Origin of the sequence: Streptomyces sp. NRRL B-24572 (assembly GCF_002156145.1) — a bacterium.
Taxonomy (GTDB): domain Bacteria; phylum Actinomycetota; class Actinomycetes; order Streptomycetales; family Streptomycetaceae; genus Streptomyces; species Streptomyces vietnamensis.
This window is the reverse complement of the sequence record NZ_MWIG01000521.1, coordinates 1-8024: the sequence shown is the minus strand read 5'-3', so window position 1 is coordinate 8024 and position 8024 is coordinate 1. Positions and strand designations below refer to the sequence as shown.

Here is an 8024-nt window from a genome sequence, read left to right as displayed (position 1 = left end):
GCCGTGCGCCGCCGGCGGCGGGCGCTCGATCTGACGCTCGCCGAGGTGGCGCGGAGCAGCGGGCTCTCCTCCCCGTTCCTCAGCCAGATCGAGAACGACCGGGCGCGCCCCAGCATGCGCTCGCTCCAGCGGATCGCGGACGCCCTCGGGACGACGGCGGTGCAGCTGCTCGCCGCCTCGGACGAGACCCGTACGGTCGATGTGGTGCGGGCCGGCGACGACAGCGGCCTCGACCGTGAGGCGCGCGTCCGGCCGGTGGTGCGCGGCCGCCACCAGCTGCACGCCCTCGAGTTCGTCGGCGCGCACGAGGCGGACCGCGAGTTCCGGCACCGCAACGACGAGCTGCTGTACGTGGCGGACGGCGCGGTGGAGGTGGAGGCCGACGGCCGCGTCCACCGGCTCGGCCGCGGGGACACGCTGCTCCTGTCCGGCGGCGTCCGGCACCGCTGGCGCACCACCGAACCGGGCTCGCGGGTCCTGGCCGTCGCGATCGGCGACCACGTGGAGGTGTTGGAGTCCTGAGGGCGGGCCGGGCACACCACCCGGGCGAACGTCCTGAGGACGGGCCCCTCACATCGCCCGGGCCGGCGGGGGCGAGCGGTCCTCAGGCCTCGCGGGTGCCCTCGTACATGGCCTCGACGAGCTCGGCGTACTCCCGCTCCACGACCGGCCGCTTCACCTTGAGGCTCGGGGTGAGCTCGCCGTGTTCGACGTCGAGGTCGCGCGGCAGGACCGAGAACTTCTTGATCGTCTGCCAGCGCTGCAGGCCGTCGTTGACGCGCCGCACGAAGCCGTCGATCAGCGCGTGCACCTCCGGCGCGGAGACGACCTCCGCATAGGTGCGGCCCCCGAGGCCGTTCGACGCCGCCCAGGGCATGATCACGCTCTCGTCGAGCGCGATCAGGGCGGTGCAGTAGTTGCGGCCGTCGCCGATGACCAGGATGTTGCTCGCGAACGGGCAGACGGCCTTGAAGCGGCCCTCGATCTCCGTGGGCGCCACGTACTTGCCGCCCGAGGTCTTGAACAGGTCCTTCTTGCGGTCGGTGATCCGGACGAAGCCCTCCTCGTCGATCTCGCCGATGTCCCCGGTACGGAACCAGCCGTCGCTCTCCAGGACTTCGGCGGTCTTCTCCGGGAGGTTGTGGTAGCCGCGCATGACGCCCGGGCCCCGCAGGAGGATCTCCCCGTCCTCGGCGATGCGGACCTCGGTGCCGGGCAGGGGCCTGCCGACCGTGCCCACCCGGTGGTCGTCGGCCGGGTTGACCGTGCAGGCCGCGCTGGTCTCGGTCAGGCCGTAGCCCTCCAGGACGGGCACGCCCGCGCCGGCGAAGAAGTAGCCGATGTCGGGGGCGAGTGCGGCGCTGCCCGAGGCGCTGCCGCGGAGTCGGCCCCCGAACGCCGCCCGGATCCTGCCGTAGACCAGCTTGTCGGCGAGGGCGTGCTGGACGCCGAGCCACAGGGGCACCGTGCGGCTCCCCGTCGCCGCCATGCTCTCCTGCCCGGTCCTGGCGTAGTCGCGGGCGACCTTCGCCGCCCACAGGAAGATCCTGTACTTCGCGCCGCCCTCGGCCCTCGCCCTCGCCGCGATGCCGTTGTAGACCTTCTCGAAGACCCTCGGCGCCGAGGCCATCACGGTGGGCCGGACGACGGGCAGGTTGGTGACGATGCGGTCGACGCGCCCGTCCACCGCGAGCACGTGTCCGGTCCGCACCTGACCGGATATCAGGGCGTTGCCGAAGACGTGGGACAACGGCAGCCACAGGAACTGCACGTCGTCGGGTTCGAGGAGACCGCTGACCTCCTGTGCGACGCCCTGGTAGGACCAGCAGTCGTGCACCAGGCGCACGCCCTTGGGACGGCCGGTGGTACCGGAGGTGTAGATGAGGGTGGCGAGCTGCTCGCGCTCGATGGCCGCGACGGTCGTCTCGATGGCTTGCGGGTGCTCCCGCAGGTACGCCCGCCCGCGCTCTTCGAGCTCGGCGAGGCTCAGTACGTCGAGCCCCTTCGGCTCGGGGAGATCGTCGTCCGGGTCGAAGAGGATCGCGTGGCGGAGCCCGGGCAGGCGGTCCGCGTGCTCGACGACCTTGGCCAGTTGGACGGCGTTCTCGACGAAGACGGCCCGGCTGTCGGAGTCGGAGAGGATGTACGCCGTCTCGTCGGCGTTGGTGCTCGGGTAGACGGCGGTCGCGGCGGCGCCCGCGCACATCACCCCCAGATCGGCGAGGATCCACTCCACCCGGGTCGAGGAGGAGATGGCCACCCGCTCCTCGCTCCGCAGCCCGAGGGCGAGCAGACCGGCCGCGATCGCCGTCACGCGCTCGGCCGTCCGGGCCCAGGTCAGCGAACTCCACTCCTCCGCACCGGACGCACCGTCACCGGCCGCCACGGGGTAGCGGTAGGCCTCCCGGTCGGGTGTGGCCTCGACCCGTGAGAGGAAGAGGTGCGCCACGGAGGGCGGCCGGTCGTCGAGCGGGTACTGCGCGGAACTCATGGCGACCTCCGGACCCGGTGCGCCCGTCAACGTTCATCGACCGGCGGGTAACTTGCACGCTGGGGCGAGGCTAAGGGGGAAACCCGTCGCCGCGTAAGAGGTCAGCGCCTGCCCGTCTCCCGCCCTACGGCCGGAACTCCCAGGAGCCCGGGCCCCGGTCGTTCAGCAGGGCGCAGACGAACTGCTCCTCGGTCGCGCGCAGTCGGGCGAGCAGGGCCGGGTTCGTCGTGGCCTGGCTGGAGATCGAGACCGTCACCGTGCGTCGGCCGTCCCGCGTCGACGCGGCGAACTGCGTGTAGCCGGGGGTGTTGCCGGTGTGGCCGAGGACCGTGCCGCAGCGGGTGGTGTAGCGGAAGAGGCCCAGGCCCGCCGCGTTGGCGCCGGGACCGGCCGGTTCGGAGGCGCCGCCGGGGAGGAAGTCCTGCTGGGCGTGGCGGATGGCGGGCGAAAGCAGCTCCGGTCCGGCGTAGCCGCCGATGAACCGGCTCAGGTCGGCCGGGGTGGAGACGATGCCGCCCGACGCCCAGGCGCCGGAGGCGCTGACCGCCTCGCTCACGTCCTCCGGCTGCTCGCCGGGGGCGGTGAAGTAGCCGTGCAGGAAGGGGCGGGGAAGCCGGTAGTCCTGGGGGAGGCTGGTCTCCGTCAGATCGAGCGGACGGTACACGAGCTGTCGAAGGAGCGACTCGTACGGGCGGCCGGTGGCCTGCTCGGCCATCAGGGCGACCGCGATGTTGTCCGAGTTGGAGTAGGCGTACCGGCTGCCCGGCTCGAAGGCGAGCGGCTGGTCGGCCACGAAGTCCAGGAGGCGGCGGGAGTCGAAGTGGTGGCGGGGGTCGGCGCGGACGATGTCCTGGAACGCCTTGCTCTTGCTGAAGTCCGGAAGACCGCTGGTGTGCTGCAGCAGCTGGCGCAAGGTCACCGCATGCCAGGCAGCGGGCAGTCGGGGCAGTCGTCGGCCGATCGTGTCGTCCAGGCGCAGGGCTTGCCTGTCCACCAGGCTCAGCGCGACCGCGCCGCTGAAGGCCTTGGCCACGCTGGCGATGCGCATGTGGTCGTCGGGCCGGGGCGGGCGCCCCGTGCCCACCTCGGCCGTGCCGGCCCGGTAGACCTGTCGCAGGCCGTCCCGGGTCAGGACCGCGATCGCGCCGGGCGGGCCGCCCGGCGCCGCCACCAGGTCGGCGAGGGCCTTCCGCAGCGCCGGATCTCCGTGACCGGTGTCGTACGGGGCGGCCGTGACCGGCGCCGTCGCCGCGCCGCTCAGGACGGCGCCCGCCACGACCGCTCCGACGGCCGTCGTACGCCATCGGCGCCTCGGGCGGGGTCCGGTGCGGCCGCGGACGGAGCTCGTGGAAGTCCGGTCGGCAGATGCGGCGGGGACACGTCGGGGCATGCGCTACCTCCTCGGTTACGGGACCGGGGACGACGGACGGCGCACGGTGGCCGCGGTCCGGATCCGGCCGGACGACCGGCCGCCTTGACCCCCCTCGGCCACCAGGCCGTCCTGTCCCAGGATCCGGCCACCGTCTCGCGGTACGGGCTCCGCCGCACGCCGCCTGCGCCATCCGGCCCACACACGCGTGGGGGCCCCTCAGCGGGTGGCGGCCCCGCCGGACCCGGTCCGGTAGCCGACGGCGACCAGGCCCGTGGCCACCAGGACGACCGCACCCACCGTGCGCAGCGCCGGGCTCATCGCGTCGGCGAACGAGCCCGCACGGGCGTCGGCGGCGTGGACGGCGAGTACGGTGCCGGTGACGGCCACGCCGAGGGCGGCGCCGATCTCCCTCGCCGAGGTGCCGAGGCCCGAACCGAGGCCGGCCTGGTGCGGGGGGAGGGCGGAGACGACGCCGACCGTCAGGGCCGGCATGCACAGGCCGGTTCCCGCCGAGATGACGAGCAGCCAGCAGGCGTACAGCGCGTACGGCGTGGCCGCGTCGGCGGTGGAGGCTCCCAGGAGTCCGGCGCCGATCAGGAAGAGCCCGGTGGTGACGGCGGGGCGCGGTCCCGAGGCGGCCTGCCAGCGGGTGGCGACCTTGGGGAAGAGGGCCATGCCGATCGTGAGCGGGACGATGGCGAGGCCGGTGACGGCGGGGCCGTACCCCTTGACGTACTGCAGGTACTGCGAGTTGGCGTAGAAGAGCGAGAAGAGGCCGAAGAAGCCGGTGGCCGTGCCCAGGACGGCGGCGCGCAGCCGCCGGGAGCGGAAGACCCGCGGGTCGAACAGGGCGGCCGGCGAGCGGAGCGCGTACCAGGTGAACAGGCCGGTCAGGGCCGCGCCCACGGCGAAGAGGACGAGGATCCGGGGTGAGGTCCAGCCGTACGTCGGGCCTTCGATGATGCCCGCGAGGAGGGCGACCAGGGCCGCGACGAGCAGCAGGGTGCCGCGCGGGTCGGGGCGGCCGTGCGGGGAGCGACCGGTGCGCGGCACGGCGACCGCGACGGCCCAGGCGAGGAGCACGGCCAGGGGGACCATCAGCCAGAACAGGGCGCGCCAGGAGAGGAACTGCCCGACCGCTCCCCCGCCGGCGTTGCCCGCGAGGCCGCCCAGGCCGATGGCGAGGGTCCAGGAGGCGAGGGCCCTGGCCCGGTGTTCCGGTCCGGCGAGCTGGACGAGGATCGACATGGTCGCGGGCGTGATGCAGGCGGCCCCGGCGCCGGACACCCCGCGGCCGGCGATCAGCAGCGCGGGCGAGGCGGCCAGGGCGCTGAGCGCCGCTCCGGCGGCGAACAGCGCGAGTCCGGCGAGCAGCAGGCCCTTGCGGCCCCGGCGGTCGCCCAGTGCTCCGACGGGGATGAGCAGTCCGGCGAAGACGATGACGTACGCGTCCACCGTCCAGAGGAGTTCGGTGGCGGACGGATGGAGGGAGGAGGCGGCGAGTTGGGGGATGAGGAGGTTGATGGCGGCGACCATGCTCTGTGCGACGAGGACGCAGGCGCACAGGGCGAGCAGGGTCGACCGCTTGAGCGGGCTCGGCAGGGAGTCCGCCGGGGCGTCGGCCGGGGTGGAGGAAGGCGGCGAGAGGGCAGGCGAGGACATGGCTCCTCCGGGGAGCGTCGTGGTGAGGGGATGCGCGCCCACCGTAGGCTCGGCCCGTTGATTACTTCCAGTGCATCTTTCGCAAGGGGTGAGTGCGTGTGACGCAATCCGTGGCCGGCGGTCTCGACCTCAATCTTCTGCTCGCCCTCGACGTCCTCCTCGAGGAGCAGAGCGTGCGGGGAGCGGCCCGGCGGCTGCACCTGTCCGAGCCGGCCACCAGCCGCACCCTGGGCCGGATCCGCAAGGCGCTCGGCGATCCGATCCTGGTGCGCGCCGGGCGCGCGATGGTGCCGACGCCGTACGCGCTGTCCGTACGGGCCGAGGTCGGCGCGGTGGTGGAGCGGGCCAGGGCGCTGTTCGCGGCGTCGGGCCCCACCGATCTCCGTACCGTCGCGCGCACGTTCACGGTGCTCGGCCAGGACTCCCACCCCGCGCTGCTCGGCCCCGCCCTCCTGGAGCGTGCCGGGCGCGAGGCCCCGCAGGTGCGGCTGCGGTTCCTGAACGAGAGTCACGTCGACGCGCCGGCGCTGCGGGAGGGCGTCGCCGACCTGGAGATCGGTGTCATCGACACCGTCCATCCCGAGGTGCACACCGAACACGTCCTGGACGACCGCATGCTCGCGGTCGTCCGGGCGGGGCATCCACTCCTCCGGGGGCGGCTGACGCGGCGGCGGTTCGCGGTGGACGCGGACCATCTGGTCGTCTCGCGCCGGGGACGGCTGCACGGCCCCGTCGACGCCGCGCTGGCCGAGCACGGGCTGCGGCGGCGGGTCGTCGCGAGCGTCGGCACGTACCCGGCGTCGCTGTTCCTCCTCCGCGACACCGATCTCGTCGGCCTGATCGGCGCGCGGAGCCGCTCGTTGGCCGACTCCCTCGGCCTGGTCGCCTTCGAGGTCCCCCTCGACCTGCCGCCCCTGCCGGTCGGCCTGGCCTGGCATCCGCGGCACGACGCCGACCCTGCGCACGCCTGGCTGCGCGGCTGCGTACGGGACCTGCTGCTCGACCGGTCCGGCTGAGCCCGTCCGCCCCGGACGGCGCCATCGGGGGTCGGCGGCCACCCGGAAGCCGATGTTGCCGGTCGAGCTGTCGGGTGTGTCGGAGCTGCGGGCGGCCACCCGGTACCGGTTGCGGTAGGAGTCGTGGCACAGGTACGAGCCGCCGCGCATCGCCCGCGCGGTCCCGTCGCCGGGGGTGAACGGGTCCGCGTTCCACTCCCAGACGTTGCCGACCGTGTTGTAGAGGCCGAAGCCGTTGGGCCGGAAGGACTTCGCGGGGGCCGTGCCCGCGCGCCCGCCTCCGGTGGGCAGGTCCGGGAAGTCGCCCTGCCGGATGTTGCACAGCGGGCGGCCGTCGGAGGTGAGTTCGTCGCCCCACGGGTACCGGCGCTGCTCCAGGTCGCCGCGGGCCGCGCACTCCCACTCGGCCTCGGTGGGCAGGCGGGTGCCGGACCAGCGGCAGTAGGCCTGGGCGTCGTGCCAGGACACATGGACGACGGGGTGGTTCTGCCGGTCGGTGACGTGGGAGCCTGGGCCCTCGGGGCGGCGCCACGAGGCGCCTTCCACGGTCCGCCACCACGGGACGCCCGGCACGGGCGGGGACACGGCTGCGACCTCCTCCCCCAGGAAGGCGCCGAAGGTGAAGGAGAAGCCGAAGCGCTCGGCGTCGGTGAGGTGTCCGGTGGCTTTGACGAAGGTGGCGAACTGCGCGTTCGTCACCGTCGTGGCGGCGATGCGGAAGGGCTCCACGGTCACCTCGCGGACCGGTCCCTCGGCGTCCGCCGGGAAGCCCTCCGGGTCGTCGACCAGGTCGTAGTACTCGCGGAACTTCACCTGGCCGGTGCCGGACACCGTGCCGTTCACGTCGGTCGTCAAGTCGTAGTACTCCGTGTACTGCTTGTCCTTGGCCACGTACGAGGACCAGGTGGGCGCACCGCCGGTGGTCGTGCCCTGCTTCCACCACTCCACCAGGAGGTGGTCGCGGCTGTAGCCGGAGAGCGGGGACCGGCCGTCCTGTGGGGCGCTCGGGGTGATGCCGGCGGCGTCGAGGACGGTCGGCGCGATGTCGATGTTCGCGGCGATGCGGTTGTCCTGGGTTCCCGCGCCCAGCCCGCCGGCCGGCCACGAGAGGTAGAACGGCACCTCGTGCGCCGGACGGTAGGGCACCGACTTGGCCGTCCAGCCGTGGTCGCCCCAGCTGAAGCCGTTGTCGCCGATGTAGATGACGAGGGTGTTGTCCAGCTGGCCCAGCGCCTGGAGCTTGTCCTTGAACGCCTGTACGGCGTCGTCGACGGAGAGCAGGGTGCGCAGCTGCTCGGCTTGGTGAACTTCACGCCCTGGTCGGCGAGCCAGGCGACGGTCTTGGGCAGCGCCCATTCGGTGTGCTCGGGCTGGTCGTCGGTGACGATCAGCAGGATGTTCGGCCGGCCGGCGGCAGCGGCGGGGCCGGCTCCGGCGACCTGCGCGAGGGCGGGTACGGCGGTCGCGGCCGCGACGGCGGCGC

At 73.6% G+C, this 8024-nt stretch carries 6 protein-coding genes and 2 pseudogenes; 3 read left to right on the top strand and 5 right to left on the bottom strand.

Features of this window, described 5'->3' with window-relative positions; all coding sequences use genetic code 11:
• Window positions 1-522 (top strand): helix-turn-helix domain-containing protein (locus CCN56_RS28780; protein ID WP_086830914.1); only part of this gene is annotated, 522 nt, incomplete at its 5' end.
• Window positions 523-604: 82 nt separating this feature from the next.
• On the opposite strand, the gene CCN56_RS28775 is transcribed toward CCN56_RS28780, so the two are convergent.
• The 3 genes from CCN56_RS28775 to CCN56_RS28765 form a co-directional block, all read right to left on the bottom strand.
• Window positions 605-2491, bottom strand: a complete 1887-nt coding sequence (locus tag CCN56_RS28775; RefSeq protein ID WP_086830913.1) for a long-chain fatty acid--CoA ligase — start codon at window positions 2489-2491, stop codon at window positions 605-607.
• Between the two features lie 124 nt (window positions 2492-2615).
• Window positions 2616-3767, bottom strand: a complete 1152-nt coding sequence (locus CCN56_RS28770) for a serine hydrolase (protein WP_306300641.1) — start codon at window positions 3765-3767, stop codon at window positions 2616-2618.
• Window positions 3768-4079: 312 nt separating this feature from the next.
• Window positions 4080-5525: an MFS transporter gene (locus CCN56_RS28765; protein ID WP_086830911.1), complete on the bottom strand. Its 1446-nt coding sequence runs from the start codon at window positions 5523-5525 to the stop codon at window positions 4080-4082.
• Window positions 5526-5617: 92 nt separating this feature from the next.
• Here CCN56_RS28765 and CCN56_RS28760 point away from each other — a divergent pair, with 92 nt between their 5' ends.
• The gene (locus tag CCN56_RS28760; protein ID WP_086830910.1) at window positions 5618-6541 is read left to right on the top strand and encodes a LysR family transcriptional regulator; all 924 of its coding nucleotides are present in this window, start codon (window positions 5618-5620) and stop codon (window positions 6539-6541) included.
• A 30-nt stretch (window positions 6542-6571) separates the two neighbouring features.
• Here CCN56_RS28760 and CCN56_RS28755 read toward each other — a convergent pair.
• Window positions 6572-7324, bottom strand: a pseudogene (locus tag CCN56_RS28755) (formylglycine-generating enzyme family protein); the annotation flags it as partial.
• A 48-nt stretch (window positions 7325-7372) separates the two neighbouring features.
• Window positions 7373-7822: pseudogene (locus CCN56_RS45960) on the bottom strand (sulfatase-like hydrolase/transferase); the annotation flags it as partial.
• Here CCN56_RS45960 and CCN56_RS45955 point away from each other — a divergent pair.
• On the top strand, window positions 7706-8024 hold a 319-nt coding region (locus CCN56_RS45955; RefSeq protein WP_179200017.1), incomplete at its 3' end, for a hypothetical protein. The pseudogene CCN56_RS45960 and the gene CCN56_RS45955 overlap by 117 nt on opposite strands.